Origin of the sequence: Pantoea sp. Cy-640, assembly GCF_011752635.1 — a bacterium.
GTDB classification, from domain to species: Bacteria; Pseudomonadota; Gammaproteobacteria; order Enterobacterales; family Enterobacteriaceae; genus Pantoea; species Pantoea dispersa.
This window is the reverse complement of sequence record NZ_VWXB01000001.1, coordinates 39883-56924: the sequence shown is the minus strand read 5'-3', so window position 1 is coordinate 56924 and position 17042 is coordinate 39883. Positions and strand designations below refer to the sequence as shown.

The window sequence follows — 17042 nt, the reverse complement described above, 5'->3', positions numbered from 1 at the left end:
CGGAAAAACAGTCGCAGATGCCACGAAAACCGCGCAAAAGCGCGGTTCAGCCCCCGGTTTTCGGACGATAACCGGGACAGGCGTGCTGCTCAATCCAGCAGATCATCATGGCGGCAATGTCTAAACCGGTGCTGCCTTCGATGCCCTCCAGCCCCGGAGAAGCATTGACCTCCATCACCAGCGGACCCCGGTTGGCGCGCAGAATATCCACGCCCGCCACGGCTAATCCCAGCGTCGTGGCCGCTTTGACCGCGATCTCGCGCTCCTGATCGGTAATGGTGACGGCGCGGGCGCTGCCGCCACGGTGCAGATTAGAGCGGAAATCGCCCTCTTTCGCTTCCCGCTCAATCGCCGCCACCACTTCGTCACCAATCACCAGGCAGCGGATGTCGCGCCCGCGCGCCTCTTTGATAAATTCCTGCACCAGAATATGCGCATTGAGACCGCGAAACGCATCGATCACGCTCTCTGCCGCCTGGCGGGTTTCCGCCAGCACCACGCCGATCCCCTGCGTCCCCTCCACCAGTTTCACCACCAGCGGCGCGCCGCCGACCATGGCGATCACATCCTGCGTATCATCCGGCGACGAGGCAAAGCCGGTAACCGGCATGTCGATGCCCTCGCGCGCCAGCAACTGCAGCGAGCGCAGCTTGTCGCGTGCGCGGGTAATGGCCACCGACTCGTTGAGCGGATAGCTGCCGAGCATCTCAAACTGGCGCAGCACCGCCGTACCGTAAAAAGTGGTGGCGGTGCCGATGCGCGGGATCACCGCGTCAAAATGGCCGAGCGCCTCACCGCGATAGTGCACCGCCGGCGAGTCGGAGTTGATGTTCATGTAGCAGGAGAGCGGATCGATCATCTGCACCTGATGGCCACGCGCTTCCGCGGCTTCACGCAGGCGTTTACAGGAGTAGAGCGCGCCGTCACGGGTGAGAATGGCCATCTTCATTGCAGCGGTCCCTGTGCTTAGCGCGTTGCCCAGCCCTGCTGATGCAGGTAGTCCAGCATGAACGGTCGCGTTTCTTTAATGATCAAACGCTGAATCAGTTCACTCCAGTTTTCCGAGCGCTGATTGCTGTCGCGCTGCTGATAGTAAGCGGTGATCTGCTGGTCATATTGCGCCAGCACCGCTTTATCTAGCGGCTGGTAGCGGTTTTCGTGCACCAGCATCGCCTGTGGCATGCGCGGCTTGACGTCCGGTGACGCGTCGGGATGGCCGATGCAGAAACCAAACAGCGGCAGCACAAACTTCGGCAGCCCCAGCAGCTCCGTCACCTGCGCGATGCTGTTGCGAATGCCGCCAATAAACACGCCGCCTAAACCGAGCGATTCCGCAGCGACCATGGCGTTCTGCGCCATCAGCGCGGTATCGACACAGCCCAGCAGCAGCTGTTCGGCACGGCCCAGCTGAGCCTCAGGGCAGATTTGCTGGTGGCGGTTGAAGTCGGCGCAGAACACCCAAAACTCCGCTGCGGCGCTGACCCACGGCTGGCCGCCGGTGAGCTGCACCAGCTGCTCGCGCAGGGCGCGGTCGGTGATACGGACAATGGAAGAACATTGTAAAAAACTGGAGGTCGAGGCCGCCTGCGCCGCAGCGATAATCGCGCTGCGCTGGGCGTCATCAATCCCCTGCTCAGTAAAGGCGCGAATGGAACGGTGGCTGCAAAGCAAATCAATAGTCGGCGTCATAATCCTCTCCGGTTACTTCTTTTTGTCGGTGTGATTGAACAACTGCGGTGCCATCGCCTTTGCGGTGCGCCACATCATCAGCCACGCTGCCGGCAGCATCAGCGCAATGCCGAGGAAAAACAGCAGCGTTGCCAGCGGTTTTTTCGCCATGAATGCCGGTGCCGCCAGCCAGTCGTTGACCAGCAGCAGCGCGCCAATCACTGCCAGCACGCCCAGCGCTTCCAGCAGTAGCACGGGTTTGGGCAATGTCGCCAGATTACGCATGGTTCAGGGCTCCTCAGTGTTCATCTGTTTCTGCTGCAGGTGATACCCGAATACTGTAGTACGGCATTGTGACCGGGTATAGACAGCGCGCATTAGAGTAACAGGCAATTTCTGCTTTTCTTAAGCAGGATGGGCGGGCATGATGTGACGCATTATTCACGCTGTAATGTGAGACAAGTCACAAAACAGCAGCGGAAGGAGAGAAGCAATGATTGCAGTGATTTTTGGCCGTTCCAGCTGCCCTTACTGCGTACGAGCAAAAGAGTTAGCCACGAAGTTAACCAGCGAGCGCGACGATTTTAATTATCAGTACGTCGATATCCAGGCGACCGGCATCACCAAAGCCGATCTGGAAGCGCGTGCCGGCAAACCGGTTTCTACCGTGCCGCAGATCTTCCTCGACGACCAGCACATCGGTGGTTACACCGAATTTGCGGCGTGGACTAAAGAAAACCTCGGCATCGAAGCCTGATCTGACGGGCCTGCGGGCCCGTCTTCGCTTCACTCAGCTGGTGCGCATCGCCAGCATAATGCGCAGCAGGCGCACCAGCAGCGCACCGCATCCCGCCCAAAATAGTGCACTCAGGCTCCACGCCGTCACCAGCAGCAAGCTGTGCGTCATCGGCATCACCAGCCACACCCACGTCATGCCCAGCAGCGTCCCGCCCAGCGCGATCCACAGTGTGCCGATCAGCGGACTGTCCGGCTGCAGCAGCGCCACCACGATGCCCGGCAGCAGAAACAGCAGCAGTTCCGGCTGTCCACGCACCGCCTGCGTCGCGGCGGCGGACCAAAAATGATGTGCAAAAATAAACACCAGCGTATAAAGCATCACGCCCAGAACCGATGCTGGCCAGCGATTATTGCGCTGCAACATACCTCTCCTCAACTTTGACGTTAACAATATTGAAACTTTTAACTGCCCTGATGCGCTTACGTGGAAATAAAAAGAAACAGCTGAAGGCAGAAGGAATGAAAACTGCTGATAGCTGAGGGTGTTAATTATGATTAGAATGGCGCCGCTTTATGTGGGTCACAGATTAAGAACATTCGGTGACCGGGCCGTGCGCTGCCGTCACAAGATAGCGAAAAAATCCCCTCCCATCAACCCGTTACAGGTAAATAAGAAGTTAAACCGTGAACATTAACGTCGCAGAATTGTTAAGCGGAAATGACGTTCTGTTATTATTTGTCGTATTAGCCCTCGGCCTGTGCCTGGGTAAATTACGCCTTGGCTCCGTACAACTCGGTAATTCTATTGGTGTGCTGGTGGTTTCGCTGATTCTGGGTCAGCAACACTTCGCGATTAATACTGACGCCTTAAGTCTGGGCTTTATGCTGTTTATTTTTTGTGTCGGGGTGGAAGCCGGTCCCAACTTTTTCTCCATCTTTTTCCGCGACGGTAAGAACTATTTCTTTCTGGCGATCGTCATGGTGGTCAGCGCCCTGCTGATTGCGCTGACGCTCGGCAAACTGTTTGGCTGGGATATCGGCCTCACCGCTGGCATGCTGGCCGGCTCGATGACCTCAACGCCGGTGCTGGTGGGCGCAGGCGATACGCTGCGGCAAAGCATCAGCGACACGCAGCTGCTGGGGCGCATGCAGGATAACCTTAGCCTGGGTTACGCCCTCACCTATCTGATTGGGCTGGTCAGCCTGATTTTCGGCGCACGCTACCTGCCGCGCCTGCAGCATCAGGATTTGCCGACCTGCGCCCAGCAAATCGCGCGCGAGCGCGGTCTGGATGCGGACAGCCAGCGTAAAGTGTTCCTGCCGGTAATTCGCGCCTACCGCGTTGGTCCGGAGCTGGTTGAGTGGAGCGGCGGCAAAAACCTGCGTGAGCTGGGGATTCACCGTCAGACCGGCTGCTACATTGAGCGCCTGCGGCGTAACGGCATTCTCGCCAGCCCGGACGGTGATGCCGTGCTGCAGCTCGGCGACGAGATTTCCCTGGTGGGCTATCCGGATGCCCATGCGCGTCTCGACGCCAGTTTCCGTAATGGTAAAGAGGTGTTCGATCGCGATCTGCTCGACATGCGCATCGTCACCGAAGAGATCGTGGTGAAAAACCACAACGCGGTGAATAAACGCCTGAGCCATTTAAAACTGACCGATCATGGCTGCTTCCTCAACCGGGTGATTCGCAGCCAGATTGAGATGCCGATCGACGACAGCATTATGCTCAACAAAGGCGATGTGCTGCAGGTGAGCGGCGAAGCGCGCCGGGTGAAAAGCCTGGCCGATCGCATCGGCTTCATTGCTATTCACAGCCAGATGACCGATCTGCTGGCGTTCTGCGCCTTCTTTATCATCGGCCTGATGATCGGCATGATCACTTTCCAGTTCAGCAACTTCAGCTTTGGCCTGGGCAACGCCGCCGGGCTGCTGTTTGCCGGCATCATGCTCGGCTTTCTGCGCGCCAACCACCCGACGTTCGGCTACATCCCGCAGGGCGCACTAACCATGGTGAAAGAGTTTGGCCTGATGGTGTTTATGGCCGGGGTTGGCCTGAGCGCCGGCAGCGGCCTGCAGCACGGTCTCGGCAGTGCGGGCGCGCTGATGCTGCTGAGCGGCCTGCTGGTGAGTCTGTTGCCGGTGGTGATTTGCTATCTGTTCGGCGCTTACGTGCTACGCATGAACCGCGCGCTGCTGTTTGGTGCCATCATGGGGGCGCGCACCTGCGCACCGGCCATGGAGATCATCAGCGATACCGCGCGCAGCAGCATTCCGGCGCTCGGCTATGCCGGCACCTACGCCATTGCCAACGTCTTGCTGACGCTGGCGGGGACGCTGATCGTCATCATCTGGCCGCTTTTGCCTGTTTAAAAATATTTTTACACGCGTCAGAACTAATCGGACGCGATGCAGTCTGAATAAGTGCCACTGCTTTTCTTTGAAATCCCCAAATTGAGGAGCCCGTTAGCCTTCTGCTAGCGGGTTTTTTTATGCCTGCCGCGCGCGCCCTTAAGGTTTCCCTAAGCGTGATTTGCCACCCTGTCACTCTGGTTTCGCTATTTGCAAATATTCATGCAACTTTCATCAAAGTTAAACACTCCAACAACCCGCAGTGAGATTCGGAGCGCGGCTATTTATTCTCTGTCCGCGCGCTTCTACGCTATCAACCTTATTTTGCTGGCAATTCTGGCGCTGGCGTTTCTGTGGTGGTCGCGTCACGAAAGCCTCGACATCGCCATCAGCCAGCGCTGGTTTGATCCGCTCACCCGGCGTTTTCCGTGGCAGCACAACCGCTGGCTGGATCTGATTAACCATCGGCTGATGAAGGATGTGATTATCGCTGGCGCGGTGCTGCTGTTACTGCGCGGCCTGCAACAGCGTGACGCCCGGCGCGTGCTGGTGGCCCTGCTTTTTGGCATGGGGCCGCTGGTGGTGGGCATGCTGAAGGCGCACAGCGCGCACTCCTGTCCGTGGGATCTGGCGCTGTTCGGTGGCAATGCCGCGAGCTTTCCGCTGCTGGCGGCGGTGCCGGCCAACAGCGGCCCGGGCCAGTGCTTTCCGGGCGGCCATGCTTCCAGCGGCTTTGCGCTGATGGCGCTGTTTTTTTTGTGGTGGCCGGAGCGTCCACGCCGCGCGCTGCTGGCGCTGGCAGTGGGTATCGCCTGTGGCCTGCTGATGGGCTATGGCCAGGTGATGCGTGGTGCGCACTTTTTCTCCCACAATTTGTGGGCGGGCTGGTGGGTGTGGCTCAGCCAGCTGCTGATTTTTGCCGCAATTTCTTTTTGGGTAAACAAGACGAGGACGAGGAAACGTGATGGAAGCTCTTAACCACACCCTCTTTTTATGGATTAACGCCACGCCGGATTCACCCGCGTGGCTGCTCAGCCTGGCGACCTTTATCGCCAAAGATGTGATTGCTATTGTACCGTTGCTGATTGTCGCCCTGTGGCTGTGGGGACCGCGCGATCAGCTGCAATCGCAGCGCGCGCTGGTGCTGAAAACCGGCATGGCGCTGATTTATGCGCTGAGCATCTCCTGGTGCGTGGGCCAGCTGCTGCCACACCCGCGCCCGTTCGCCATTGGCTTTGGTCACCAGTTCCTGTCACACGCCGCTGATGACTCCTATCCCAGCGATCACGGCACCACGATTTTTACTTTCGCGCTGGCGTTTATTTTCTGGCACCGTCTGTGGTCCGGGGTGGTTTTGCTGGCGATTGGCAGCGCTATTGCCTGGTCACGCGTGTATCTCGGCGTGCACTGGCCGCTGGATATGCTGGGCGGTTTTCTGGTGGGGTTGCTTGGCTGTCTGGCTTCGCATCTGGCGTGGCAGCTGTACGGTCAGCGCATGCTGGCGCTGACGCATCAACTCTACCGCGCCCTGTTCGCGATGCCGATTAAAAAAGGCTGGGTGCGCGGATAAACTCAGCCGGCAGGCGGGTTAGCCACGGGCTGACCCGCCGTCCTGAGATTAACTGAACCACTTACCGAACCAGCCGTTGAATTTCATCATAATGAAATCCCAGATGCGGCCAACAAAGCCGGCTTCCGGTACATCCTCCATCGCCACCAGCGGACGCTGCTCAATGGTTTTGCCATCCAGCTGGAAATCGATAGTGCCCACTACCTGATTCTTTTTCAGCGGCGCTTCCAGCTGCGGTGCGTTGAGGGTAAAGCTGGCCTTGAGATTTTTCATCTGCCCTTTCGGGATAGTGATCGCCGCATCCTTCGCCACGCCGAGGTTGACCTGGTTGTTTTCGCCAAACCACACGCGCTGCTGGGCAAACGGTTTATCCGCTTTAATCGGCGTAACGGTTTCATAGAAACGGAAGCCCCACGTCAGCAGCTTCTCACTCTCGCGAAAGCGAATGGCATCGGTCTGCGCGCCCAGTACCACCGAAATCAGGCGCATGTCGCCGTCGACCGCTGAAGCAACCAGATTGTTGCCCGCCCCCGAGGTATGCCCGGTTTTGATGCCGTCAACCTTGAGGTTGCTGCTCCACAGCAGCCGGTTGCGGTTCATCTGTTTGATATTATTAAAGGTAAATTCTTTTTCGCTGTTCAGCGCATACTCTTCCGGCACATCACCAATCAGGCGCTGGCCGATAATCGCCATATCGCGTGCGGTGCTGTACTGGCCTTCGGCGTCCAGACCGTGCACCGTCATGAAGTGGGTGTTTTGCAGGCCAAAGGCTTTAACATAATTGTTCATCAGGCCAATAAAGGCATCCTGACTGCCGGCGACATAGTCCGCCAGCGCGATACAGGCATCATTCCCCGACTGGATCACCACGCCCTTATTCAGTTCCGAGACCGGGATGCGATCGCCCGGCTTGAGGAACATCAGCGACGACCCGCGCAGTTTCGGATTGCCGGTGGCCCACGCATCCTGGCCGATGGTCACCATGTCGTTACTGGTGATTTTGCCGGATTTCAGCGCCTGGCCGACCACGTAGCTGGTCATCATTTTGGTCAGACTGGCGGGATCAAGACGCTGGTCGGCATTGGACTCTGCCAGCACTTTACCGCTGCTGTAGTCCATCAGAATCCAGGCCTTTGCCTCAATCTGCGGTGCCGCGGGTGCCTGCTCGGCCTGAGTGGTGACAGGGACGAAAAGCAACAATAATGAACTGGCCGCCAGTGGCCGCCAGACTGAAGTCAGGGATGTTTTTCTCATGAGCGTGACCCAATTGTCCTTGTAAAATCACGGATTTGTGCAGGTAAGACATGTCTTACCAAACGCTAACGGTTCACGCCGGTGAAAAAAACCGCCAAACCGTAAAGTTTTTTAGAGTTTGTTAGAGTAACCCTGGCATTAAGGCCGCTGCGCTGCCAGTGCGCGGGCGTCAGGCCAGAGGAAAAATTGCGAGAAATTCCGAATTTTCGCAGAACAGTTAAGCCAGTCACAAAATTCCGCTAACCTGATGCCAGTCAGCCCGAGGAGAATCATGATGGACTTAGCCGTTTTCGATCTGGATGAAACCCTGATTTGTGAAGACAGCACCAGCCTCTGGCTGCGCTGGCTGGTTTCGCAGGGGTTTGCACCGGAAGAGATCATTCGTCAGGAGCAGGCGCTGATGGCGCAATACCACGCCGGCAGCCTGTCGATTGAAGAGTACATGCGCACCACGCTCTCACCGCTCACCGGCATGGCGACGCTCACCGTCGCAGGCTGGGTGCGGCGCTTTATTCATCGCGATATCCTGCCGCGCGTCTTTCCCGCCGCGCGCGAACGCATTCAGTGGCATCAGCAGCGTGGCGACACGGTAATGATTATTACCGCCAGCGGCGATCACCTCGCCGTGCCAATTGCGGAACGGCTGGGCGTACACGGCGCGCTGGCGATTGGCGTGGAAGTGGTCGATGAACGCTACAGCGGTAAGATTTACGGCACCGCCACTTACCGTGAAGGCAAAGTTTCACGACTCAGCGACTGGCGAGCGCTGCAGCAGGATCGGCGTTTTGAGCGCACCTGGGCGTACAGCGATTCGATGAACGATCTGCCGCTGCTGTCGCATGCCGATCATGCATGGGTGATCAACCCGGACGCGCTGCTGCAGCAGGAAGCGCAGCAGCGTGGCTGGCAGGTGTGTAACTGGGTGCGCTGATTAACCGCGCGCGGCGCTGGCGGCATCCGCCAGCCCGACTTTCAGCAGCTTGCCATTGGCCTCATCGGTCAGCACATACAGATAACCATCCGGCCCCTGACGGACATCGCGGATGCGTTCGCCACGGTCGCCCAGCAGCCGCTGCGCCTCTTCGACCTTCTCGCCGTTAACGCGCAGTCGGATCAGACTTTTATCTTTCAGCGCACCGATAAACAGCGAGTTTTTCCACTGGGGAAAGCGCGCGCTATTGTAAAACGCCATGCCACTGATGGCCGGCGATTGCGGCCAGTAAAACAGCGGCTGCTCAGTGCCGGCAACGGCGCTGCCCTGCGCTTCCGGCACTTTCTGCCCGCTGTAATCAATGCCGTATGTCGCCAGCGGCCAGCCATAATTTTTGCCCTTCGCCGCCAGGTTCACCTCATCGCCGCCGCGCGGGCCGTGTTCACTCTCCCACATCTGCTGCGTCCACGGATTAAGCGCCAGCCCCTGCGGGTTGCGCACGCCGTAAGACCAGATCTCCGCGCGTGCGCCCTGACGATGGTTAAACGGATTATCCGCCGGCACCTTGCCGTCCTGCGTCAGGCGAACAATTTTGCCCGACAGTTTGTCCAGCTGCTGCGCGCTGCGGCTGGCAAAGTTATCGCCGAACGCGATGTACAGATAGCCCTGGCGATCAAACGCCAGTCGCGTGCCGATGTTGGCACCGCCGGACAGTTTCGGCGTTTGCTCCAGCACCACCTTAAAATCCTGCAGCTGACGGAGATCTGCGCTGAGCGTGCCGTAACCCACTACGCCGCCCGCGCGGCCGGTGTCATCGGCGGTGGTGTAACTGAGCCACACCCGACGGCTTTGCGCGAAGTCCGGCGCCAGCACCACATCCAGCAGACCGCCCTGGCGGTTGGCCCACACGTTGGGTACGCCGCTAATCGGCTGCGATAGCCCCCGGCCCGGCTGCCAGCTGCGCAGCTGTCCGGAACGTTCGGTAATCAGCAGGGTTTGCTGGTCGGGCAGAAACGCCACCGACCACGGATGATCGAGCTTGTCCTGTAACACCTGCACCTGGACATCGGCCGCCAGCGCGGTAAAGGAACCGCTGAGCGCGCCAGCCAGCAGCGCAACACGCCATAAACGCATGGGATTCTCCTTTTCACAGTCTGCCGTTAAGGGTAGTCAGCCAGTAAGAAAGGATGTGCAGGATTTACAAAACATTAAGCCCGGCGCAGTAGCCGGGCGGATAGCAGGCAGGATTATTCGAAGCAGGTTTCCGGGTTTTCCGACAGTGAAATGAAGGATTCACCGCCTTTGGTCAGGGCAATAATGCCGCCGCTTTCAATATCATAAACCCAGCCGTGCAGGCGCAGCTTGCCTTTGCGCAGCGCGACCGAAACGGAAGGATGCGTTTTGATATTATTGAGCTGGGCAATCACGTTCTCTTTCACCATTTCGTTGAGGCGTTTTTCAACCGATTCGTAGTTGCGCTCTTCCACCACCGCTTTTGCCGCATTGGCGTAGTGCAGCCAGTGATCAACCGCCGGCATGCTCTCGAGATCGGCGTTGGACGCAATCGCGTTCATCGCACCGCAGTTGGAGTGACCACAAATGATAATTTCGGTTACGCCCAGCGCGACCACCGCATACTCGATAGTTGCTGACACGCCACCCGGCTCCGGACCAAACGGCGGGACGATATTACCGGCGTTACGAATCACAAACAGCTGGCCCGGCTCCGACTGTGTCACCAGCTCTGGCACCAGACGGCTATCAGAACAGGAGATGAATAAAGCTTTAGGATTCTGGTTGGACGCCAGACTCTTGAAAAGATCCTTCCTTTCAGGAAACACATTCTGTTGAAAATTCAGAAAACCTTTGACGATCTCTTGCATTTGTCTGCTCTCACATTATCCACTTCAGCCCCGGCAGAGAGAAACTCACCGCTGGCGCGCTTTAAATTCTGTAATGTCGATAATAACTTACAATTATCAACCCGATATTTAAGCAAAATCGACCCGCTTGCACAACCCGGATGTCCGCCATGCTCACTAAGCGTATACCAAACAAAATGTTGCGCCAGGTAAACGCCCTGCCCTGATATATAAGATTATTAGATTGACAATATTAGATTTACTCTTTATTTTCTAATTATCCCTTGCAGGGATGGCAGGTGAAAAGAGGTGCATTGTGGTTGAAGTATCCTGGTCTAAACGTGCCCTGAAACACCTGATGAAGATCGACAAACGCTATCAAAAAAGCATCTTTGAAAAGACATCCCAGCTGATCGCCTTTCCGGCTGTCGCACTGGATATCAGAAAGCTGCAGCAAAGTGATAATCGTTACCGTCTGAGGGTGGGCGATTATCGGGTTATCTTTGCGTTGATAGAGGGTGAACCTGTCGTTCTTGAGATTGTAGAAGTTGCACGCAGAACCTCTCATACTTACTGATACTCTGCGGGGGAAACCCCGCAGCTATGCACCTGATGACATTGGCCGCGACCTGACGCTATTCGGATAAACTATGTCAAAACAGTATATTTATGATGAAGCAGGCAAACCCCAATTCGTGGTTCTGCCTGTCGCGGAGTATGAAAAGCTGCTTTCAGATGCGGAAAGCAGCTGGACAACCCTCGCAATTGAAGCAGATGAACATGATGATGAAACCGTGCCGCATGACGTGGTTGGCATTATGCTCAGCCAGGATATCAGTCTGCAGGCGGCCTGGCGTGTTTACCGTAACCTCTCGCAGCAGTACGTTGCCGAACAATTAGGGACTACGCAAAGCGCAATTTCCCAACTGGAACGCAAAGAGAGTAAACCGCAGAAAAAAACGCGCGAGCGCTTAGCGCGACTTTATGGCTGCCGTGCCGAACAATTATTGCTGTAATTCCCCCGGCCACCGTTTGCGTGGCCTTTTTCTCTGCTTTCGACAGCGCTTCCCTATACATTTTCCCCGTCAACCTCTGTACAATCGCGCTCCTGTCCACCTTAATTATGATGAATTTTTATCCTTATGAGCCATGTCAAAAATCCGCCGCGTGTAGGCTTCGTCTCTCTCGGCTGCCCAAAAAACCTCGTTGACTCTGAACGCATCCTGACGGAGCTGCGGACAGAAGGCTACGACGTGGTGCCACGCTACGATGATGCGGAGATCGTCATCGTTAACACCTGTGGATTTATTGACAGTGCCGTACAGGAATCACTGGAAGCGATTGGTGAAGCGCTGAACGAGAACGGCAAAGTGATCGTCACCGGCTGCCTCGGCGCCAAAGTGGATCAGATTCGCGAAGTGCATCCGAAAGTGCTGGAGATCACCGGCCCGCACAGCTACGAGCAGGTGCTGTCGCACGTGCACACTTACGTGCCAAAACCCGAGCACAACCCGTTCCTCAGCCTGGTGCCGGAACAAGGCGTGAAACTGACGCCGCGCCACTACGCTTACCTGAAAATTTCCGAAGGCTGTAACCATCGCTGCACTTTCTGCATCATCCCGTCAATGCGTGGCGATCTGGACAGCCGTCCGATTGGCGCGGTACTTGATGAAGCTAAACGTCTGGTGGAAGCCGGCGTAAAAGAGCTGCTGGTGATCTCGCAGGACACCTCCGCGTACGGCGTCGATGTTAAACACCGCACCGGTTTCTGGAACGGTTCGCCGGTAAAAACCAGCATGGTCAGCCTGTGTGAGCAGCTGGCGAAACTCGGCGTCTGGGTGCGTCTGCACTACGTTTATCCGTATCCGCACGTGGATGATGTGATCCCGCTGATGGCCGAAGGTAAAATCCTGCCTTACCTCGATATTCCACTGCAGCACGCCAGCCCGCGCATCCTGAAGCTGATGAAGCGTCCGGGCGCGGTTGAGCGCACGCTGGAGCGCATCAAACGCTGGCGTGAAATCTGTCCGGAGCTGACGCTGCGTTCCACCTTCATCGTGGGTTTCCCGGGCGAAACCGAAGAAGATTTTCAGATGCTGCTCGACTTCCTGCGTGAAGCGCGCCTCGATCGCGTTGGCTGCTTCCAGTACAGCCCGGTTGAAGGCGCCACGGCTAACCAGCTGCCGGATCAGGTACCGGACGACGTCAAGCAGGCGCGTTTTGACCGCTTCATGCAGCTGCAGCAGCAGATCTCCGCAGAGCGTCTGCAGGAGAAAATCGGTCGCGAGATTCTGGTGATCATCGATGAAGTGGATGAAGAAGGCGCGGTCGGCCGCAGCATGGCCGACGCCCCGGAAATCGACGGTGCGGTCTACCTGAATGGCGATCGCCAGGTGAAGGTCGGCGAGGTGGTGCGGGTCAAAGTCGAACACGCCGACGAATACGACCTGTGGGGCACGCGCGTTTAACCGTACTTTTGCTGGTGCGCTTTTTTGCGCGCCAGATAATCGTTATCGGCGCGCAGCCGGTCCCAGCACGCTTTGAACACGGCCGCCGCAGCGGCCTTTTCTTTCTCTACCGTACGCGGCAGCTCTTTGCCGTCGGCACCGTATTTCCGTCCGCCCTGATGATTGCTGTAGCGGCGCGCGCGGGTGTACCCCATCTGAATAAATTTGCGCGCCATATCCATACCGACAAAATCATCCTGCGCGCGATACGCCTCGAACAGCTGCATGATTTTTTCTGATGACTGCTGCGCCAGCTCGACGGTGCGAAAGCGCCAGTGCGGCAGAATTTCGCTTTTATAAGGTTCCACCATCAGCACCCCCTGCTCGCCGCGTCCGACCTGATACAGCTCCGGATGCTGACGGAAGTCGAGCTGTTTAAAATCCTGCTGGTAATTGAAGGGTTTCATCCCCTGGCCTCCTGTCCGTAACCATTACTGCGGTGAATTATTTCGCTGCCGCACTTTAGTGATGCTTTTTTCCACCGATAACATAACTACCGGCTCATTTGCTAAGAGATGCTCACATGTTCAACAAGATGAAAATTGTGACCGCCATTGTGGTTATTCTGGTGGTATTCACAGCCATGCAGGCCATATCCGGCTCGCTCTTTTTCTCCTCGCTGCGCGCGGGACAACATAATTTCACCGCCAGCAATCAGTTGTCTCATCAGCAGCGCGAGCTGGGCGACGGCTGGCAAACGCTGGTGAAAACCCGCGTCACCATCAATCGCGTGGCGATCCGTATTCTGAAAAATCAGACCGACGAGCAGTCGCTGGCGGCGATCAACAAGTTGCTGCTGGCAGCCGGTGCCTCGCTGGAAGCGGCGCAGCAGCACTTCAATCAGTATAGAAGCTATCCGCGCATCGACGGCCAGAGTGCGTCGACCGCCGATCTGATCGACAATAAATTCAAAGCGTTTGCCGCGCTGCTGCAGCAGTCCGCCGTGTTTCTGAAAGCCAATAACTACGCGGCCTACGGCAACCTCGATGCGCAGCAGGCGCAGGATGAACTGGAACAGGCTTATCAGCAGTGGCGCGATGAAAACATGCAGCTGATCAATCAGCGCAGCCTGCAAAATGACAGCAACTATCAGCAGGTGCTGATCATGATTGCCGTCATCGCGCTGGTGGTGGTGCTGATGGTGGCGGCTGTATGGACGCTGGTACGCCGCGTGCTGCTGGCACCGATGCAGCAGGTGCAGCAGCAGATCGAGCGCTTTGCCGAAGGCGATTTGTCAGCCAGCCTGCAGGTGGCAGGCCGCAGTGAAATGGCGGCCATTGCCGCCAGCCTGAATCATATGCAGCAGGCGCTGCTTGGTACCATTAATAACGTGCGCGACAGCGCGGATGCCATTTTTGGCAGCGCCAGCGCCATCGCCAATGGTAATAACGATCTCTCGGCGCGGACCGAACAGCAGGCTGCCTCACTGGAAGAGACCGCCGCCAGCATGGAACAGCTGACCGCGACCGTGAAGCAGAATGCTGACAACGCGCGTCAGGCCACGCAGCTGGCGAAAACCGCGTCGGACACCGCCGATAAAGGCGGTAACGTGGTGGAAGGCGTGGTGAAAACCATGCGCGACATTGCGGACAGCTCGAAGAAAATCGCCGACATTACCAGCGTCATTGACGGTATCGCTTTCCAGACCAACATTCTGGCGCTCAACGCCGCGGTAGAAGCGGCGCGTGCCGGTGAGCAGGGGCGCGGCTTTGCAGTGGTGGCGGGCGAAGTGCGCAATCTGGCCCAGCGCAGCGCGCAGGCGGCGAAAGAGATCAAATTGCTGATTGAAAACTCCGTGCAGCGCGTGGATCTCGGTTCGCAGCAGGTCAGCAGCGCTGGCGATACCATGCAGGAGATTGTCAGCGCGGTGACGCGCGTCACCGATATCATGGGCGAGATTGCCTCGGCTTCCGATGAGCAGAGCCGCGGTATTGACCAGATTGGCCAGGCGGTGAATGAGATGGATCGCGTGACGCAGCAAAACGCCACGCTGGTGCAGGAATCGGCCAGCGCCTCGGCGTCGCTGGAGCAGCAGGCCAGCCGGCTGTCATCAGCGGTGGCGCGTTTCAACACCGGCGCGCGCCCACCCGCAGCAGTAACAGAGCGGGTGGTGAAACCGGTGCTGCCCGCCCCGACCCGCGCCCTGCCCGCGGCGGTGAGCCACGGTAACGATAACTGGGAAACGTTTTGATGCGCTGAAGTGTTAATAAAATCAATGACCTGAATAAGGGTCATGCGCCAGGCATTGCAGTTATCGTAGCGGCGCAATTTATTGCGCGATGAATCGCGCCGCTACAACTGCAATGCGGTGTTCACCCTCAGCTCTTCAGTTTCGGGTCCAGCGCGTCGCGCAGGCCGTCGCCCAGCAGGTTGAACGCCAGCACGGTGAGAAAAATCGCCAGGCTGGGGAAGATCGCCACGTGCGGCGCAATCACCATATCGGCGCGCGCTTCGTTGAGCATCGCGCCCCACTCCGGCGTCGGTGGCTGCGCGCCCAGGCCGAGAAAGGACAGGCTGGCAGCGGTGATGATCGAAGTACCGATACGCATGGTGAAATAGACCACAATCGACGATACCGTACCGGGCAAAATGTGACGCATGATAATGGTCCAGTCGGAAGCACCAATACTGCGCGCCGACTCGATATAAGTCTGATGTTTCAGCACCAGCGTATTGCCACGCACCAGACGGGCAAATGCCGGAATACTGAAAATCGCCACTGCCACAATCACGTTGCTCATGCCGCTGCCCATGATCGCCACCACCGCGATCGCCAGCAGGATGCCGGGAAACGCAAACAACACGTCGCAGATGCGCATGGTGATACGATCCCACCAGCCTTCGTAATAGCCCGCCAGCAGCCCCAGCACGGTGCCGATCACCGTGCCAATCGCCACCGAGAAGAAGCCGGCGATCAGCGAAATGCGCGTCCCGACCAGCACCCGACTGAAGATATCGCGCCCAAGGGAATCGACGCCAAACAGATGCATCCACGACGGCCCTTCGTTGAGCCGGTCGTAGTCAAAATAGTTTTCGGCATCAAACGGGGCGATCCACGGGGCGATAAACGCCACCACAATCAGCAGCAGCACAAACGCGCCTGCCAGCAGCGCCACATGCTGACGGCGAAAGCGCCGCCAGAATTCACGCCACGGCGTGCGAACCCGGTTTTCCGTCATCAGCGGCAGGGATTTCAGTGCCGCATCGCGTCGCCAGTTCTTCAATTGCGACTCCTTACCTGTAGCGAATAGCCGGGTTGATCGCCGCGTAAAGCATATCGACGATCAGGTTAATCAGAATGAACTCCAGCGAAAACAGCAGCACCTCGGCCTGAATCACCGGGTAATCGCGCATCTCCACCGAATCCACCAGCAGACGGCCCAGTCCGGGCCAGTTAAACACCACTTCCACCACAATCGAGCCGCCGAGCAGAAAGCCGAACTGCAGCCCCATCATGGTGACCACCGGAATCATGGCATTGCGCAGCCCGTGTTTGACCACCACCAGCGATTCGCGCACCCCTTTGGCCCGCGCGGTGCGCATATAATCTTCCTGCATCACCTCAACGAACGAAGCGCGGGTAAAGCGCGCCATCACCGCGGCCACGGCGGCACCGAGCGTAATTGACGGCAGAATGTAGTGCTGCCAGCTGTCGGCGCCCACCGTTGGCAGCCAGCCGAGCTCGACCGAAAAGACCTGCATCAGCAGCATGCCCAGCGCAAACGCCGGAAAGGAGATGCCGGAAACCGCCAGCGTCATGCCGATGCGGTCCGGCCAGCGATTGCGCCATACCGCCGAAACGATGCCGATCGCCATGCCAAACAGTACCGCCCACACCATGCTGCTTAGCGTCAGCCACAGAGTAGGAAAAAAGCGCGCGGCAATTTCGGCAGAGACCGGCCGCTTTGACACCATCGACTGACCAAAATCACCCTGCAAAGCATTGAGGATAAAGTGCCAGAACTGCTGAATCAGCGGCTGATCGAGCCCCAGCTCCTGACGCACCAGCGCCACCACTGAGGCATCCGCTTCCGGTCCGGCAATCAGGCGCGCCGGATCGCCCGGCAGCAGATGCACGAACAGGAACACCAGCACTGCGACAATCAGCAGCGTGGGAATCAGCCCGAGCAGGCGTTTAAGAAAATAGTTGAGCATGCGAA

The 17042-nt window shown here is 57.7% G+C and carries 19 protein-coding genes; 9 read left to right on the top strand and 10 right to left on the bottom strand.

What is annotated here, in order from left to right; translation table 11 throughout:
• Positions 1-46: 46 nt before the first annotated feature.
• From rimK to F3J36_RS00265, 3 genes are read right to left on the bottom strand one after another with little or no spacing between them, the layout of a single operon-like run.
• Positions 47-949: a 30S ribosomal protein S6--L-glutamate ligase gene (rimK, locus tag F3J36_RS00275; protein ID WP_166718620.1), complete on the bottom strand. Its 903-nt coding sequence runs from the start codon at positions 947-949 to the stop codon at positions 47-49.
• Positions 950-966: 17 nt separating this feature from the next.
• Complete coding sequence (gene nfsA, locus F3J36_RS00270) at positions 967-1689, bottom strand: oxygen-insensitive NADPH nitroreductase (protein ID WP_021508384.1); 723 nt, start codon at positions 1687-1689, stop codon at positions 967-969.
• Between the two features lie 12 nt (positions 1690-1701).
• The gene (locus tag F3J36_RS00265; protein WP_059008991.1) at positions 1702-1953 is read right to left on the bottom strand and encodes a DUF1418 family protein; all 252 of its coding nucleotides are present in this window, start codon (positions 1951-1953) and stop codon (positions 1702-1704) included.
• Between the two features lie 208 nt (positions 1954-2161).
• Between F3J36_RS00265 and F3J36_RS00260 the strand changes: the two genes are divergently transcribed.
• Positions 2162-2425, top strand: a complete 264-nt coding sequence (locus F3J36_RS00260) for a GrxA family glutaredoxin (protein ID WP_010618314.1) — start codon at positions 2162-2164, stop codon at positions 2423-2425.
• 33 nt (positions 2426-2458) lie between these two features.
• Here the strand turns inward: F3J36_RS00260 and ybjM are convergent, their stop codons facing one another.
• Positions 2459-2830 carry an inner membrane protein YbjM gene (gene ybjM / locus F3J36_RS00255; RefSeq protein WP_166718619.1) on the bottom strand — a complete coding sequence of 124 codons (372 nt, stop codon included), beginning with the start codon at positions 2828-2830 and terminating at the stop codon, positions 2459-2461.
• 260 nt (positions 2831-3090) lie between these two features.
• Between ybjM and F3J36_RS00250 the strand changes: the two genes are divergently transcribed.
• From F3J36_RS00250 to ybjG, 3 genes are all read left to right on the top strand, one after another.
• Positions 3091-4779, top strand: a complete 1689-nt coding sequence (locus F3J36_RS00250) for an aspartate:alanine antiporter (RefSeq protein WP_021508387.1) — start codon at positions 3091-3093, stop codon at positions 4777-4779.
• 201 nt (positions 4780-4980) lie between these two features.
• Positions 4981-5736 (top strand): phosphatase PAP2 family protein, encoded by a 756-nt coding sequence (locus F3J36_RS00245; protein ID WP_072209945.1) that lies wholly within the window; start codon positions 4981-4983, stop codon positions 5734-5736.
• The gene (gene ybjG, locus F3J36_RS00240; protein WP_021508389.1) at positions 5723-6328 is read left to right on the top strand and encodes an undecaprenyl-diphosphate phosphatase; all 606 of its coding nucleotides are present in this window, start codon (positions 5723-5725) and stop codon (positions 6326-6328) included. Before F3J36_RS00245 ends, ybjG begins: the two co-directional genes overlap by 14 nt.
• A gap of 48 nt (positions 6329-6376) precedes the next feature.
• Here ybjG and F3J36_RS00235 read toward each other — a convergent pair whose 3' ends face one another.
• On the bottom strand, positions 6377-7582 hold the full coding sequence (locus tag F3J36_RS00235) for a serine hydrolase (RefSeq protein WP_166718618.1): 1206 nt from the start codon (positions 7580-7582) through the stop codon (positions 6377-6379).
• Positions 7583-7856: 274 nt separating this feature from the next.
• On the opposite strand from F3J36_RS00235, the gene F3J36_RS00230 reads away from it, so the two are divergent.
• Positions 7857-8513, top strand: coding sequence for an HAD family phosphatase (locus F3J36_RS00230; protein WP_058769524.1), 657 nt, complete (start codon positions 7857-7859; stop codon positions 8511-8513).
• On the opposite strand, the gene F3J36_RS00225 is transcribed toward F3J36_RS00230, so the two are convergent.
• Entirely contained in the window at positions 8514-9647 is a 1134-nt protein-coding gene (locus F3J36_RS00225) for a PQQ-dependent sugar dehydrogenase (protein ID WP_166718617.1), read from the bottom strand.
• Between the two features lie 113 nt (positions 9648-9760).
• Positions 9761-10396 carry a carbonic anhydrase gene (locus F3J36_RS00220; protein ID WP_021508393.1) on the bottom strand — a complete coding sequence of 212 codons (636 nt, stop codon included), beginning with the start codon at positions 10394-10396 and terminating at the stop codon, positions 9761-9763.
• Positions 10397-10691: 295 nt separating this feature from the next.
• On the opposite strand from F3J36_RS00220, the gene F3J36_RS00215 reads away from it, so the two are divergent.
• The 3 genes from F3J36_RS00215 (at position 10692) to rimO (ending at position 12843) form a co-directional block, all read left to right on the top strand.
• Positions 10692-10952 carry a type II toxin-antitoxin system RelE/ParE family toxin gene (locus tag F3J36_RS00215; protein ID WP_031279864.1) on the top strand — a complete coding sequence of 87 codons (261 nt, stop codon included), beginning with the start codon at positions 10692-10694 and terminating at the stop codon, positions 10950-10952.
• A 73-nt stretch (positions 10953-11025) separates the two neighbouring features.
• Positions 11026-11391 carry a helix-turn-helix domain-containing protein gene (locus F3J36_RS00210; RefSeq protein ID WP_166718616.1) on the top strand — a complete coding sequence of 122 codons (366 nt, stop codon included), beginning with the start codon at positions 11026-11028 and terminating at the stop codon, positions 11389-11391.
• 126 nt (positions 11392-11517) lie between these two features.
• Positions 11518-12843, top strand: a complete 1326-nt coding sequence (gene rimO / locus F3J36_RS00205; protein ID WP_021508396.1) for a 30S ribosomal protein S12 methylthiotransferase RimO — start codon at positions 11518-11520, stop codon at positions 12841-12843.
• On the opposite strand, the gene F3J36_RS00200 is transcribed toward rimO, so the two are convergent.
• The gene (locus F3J36_RS00200; protein WP_021508397.1) at positions 12840-13289 is read right to left on the bottom strand and encodes a DUF4385 domain-containing protein; all 450 of its coding nucleotides are present in this window, start codon (positions 13287-13289) and stop codon (positions 12840-12842) included. The genes rimO and F3J36_RS00200 overlap by 4 nt on opposite strands.
• Before the next feature lie 116 nt (positions 13290-13405).
• Between F3J36_RS00200 and F3J36_RS00195 the strand changes: the two genes are divergently transcribed.
• Entirely contained in the window at positions 13406-15073 is a 1668-nt protein-coding gene (locus F3J36_RS00195) for a methyl-accepting chemotaxis protein (RefSeq protein WP_058775348.1), read from the top strand.
• Between the two features lie 127 nt (positions 15074-15200).
• Here F3J36_RS00195 and gsiD read toward each other — a convergent pair whose 3' ends face one another.
• Complete coding sequence (gsiD, locus tag F3J36_RS00190) at positions 15201-16106, bottom strand: glutathione ABC transporter permease GsiD (protein ID WP_058769520.1); 906 nt, start codon at positions 16104-16106, stop codon at positions 15201-15203.
• Positions 16107-16116: 10 nt separating this feature from the next.
• Positions 16117-17037, bottom strand: a complete 921-nt coding sequence (gene gsiC / locus F3J36_RS00185) for a glutathione ABC transporter permease GsiC (RefSeq protein ID WP_058769519.1) — start codon at positions 17035-17037, stop codon at positions 16117-16119.
• Positions 17038-17042 lie beyond the last annotated feature (5 nt).

Coding starts and splice junctions, on each gene's coding strand:
- rimK (WP_166718620.1), bottom strand. CDS start 949: ATGAAGATGGCCATTCTCACCCGTGACGGCGCGCTCTACTCCTGTAAA.
- F3J36_RS00220 (WP_021508393.1), bottom strand. CDS start 10,396: ATGCAAGAGATCGTCAAAGGTTTTCTGAATTTTCAACAGAATGTGTTT.
- gsiC (WP_058769519.1), bottom strand. CDS start 17,037: ATGCTCAACTATTTTCTTAAACGCCTGCTCGGGCTGATTCCCACGCTG.
- F3J36_RS00195 (WP_058775348.1), top strand. CDS start 13,406: ATGTTCAACAAGATGAAAATTGTGACCGCCATTGTGGTTATTCTGGTG.
- F3J36_RS00260 (WP_010618314.1), top strand. CDS start 2,162: ATGATTGCAGTGATTTTTGGCCGTTCCAGCTGCCCTTACTGCGTACGA.
- F3J36_RS00230 (WP_058769524.1), top strand. CDS start 7,857: ATGGACTTAGCCGTTTTCGATCTGGATGAAACCCTGATTTGTGAAGAC.
- F3J36_RS00200 (WP_021508397.1), bottom strand. CDS start 13,289: ATGAAACCCTTCAATTACCAGCAGGATTTTAAACAGCTCGACTTCCGT.
- ybjM (WP_166718619.1), bottom strand. CDS start 2,830: ATGTTGCAGCGCAATAATCGCTGGCCAGCATCGGTTCTGGGCGTGATG.
- ybjG (WP_021508389.1), top strand. CDS start 5,723: ATGGAAGCTCTTAACCACACCCTCTTTTTATGGATTAACGCCACGCCG.
- F3J36_RS00265 (WP_059008991.1), bottom strand. CDS start 1,953: ATGCGTAATCTGGCGACATTGCCCAAACCCGTGCTACTGCTGGAAGCG.
- nfsA (WP_021508384.1), bottom strand. CDS start 1,689: ATGACGCCGACTATTGATTTGCTTTGCAGCCACCGTTCCATTCGCGCC.
- F3J36_RS00245 (WP_072209945.1), top strand. CDS start 4,981: ATGCAACTTTCATCAAAGTTAAACACTCCAACAACCCGCAGTGAGATT.
- F3J36_RS00210 (WP_166718616.1), top strand. CDS start 11,026: ATGTCAAAACAGTATATTTATGATGAAGCAGGCAAACCCCAATTCGTG.
- F3J36_RS00235 (WP_166718618.1), bottom strand. CDS start 7,582: ATGAGAAAAACATCCCTGACTTCAGTCTGGCGGCCACTGGCGGCCAGT.
- rimO (WP_021508396.1), top strand. CDS start 11,518: ATGAGCCATGTCAAAAATCCGCCGCGTGTAGGCTTCGTCTCTCTCGGC.
- F3J36_RS00225 (WP_166718617.1), bottom strand. CDS start 9,647: ATGCGTTTATGGCGTGTTGCGCTGCTGGCTGGCGCGCTCAGCGGTTCC.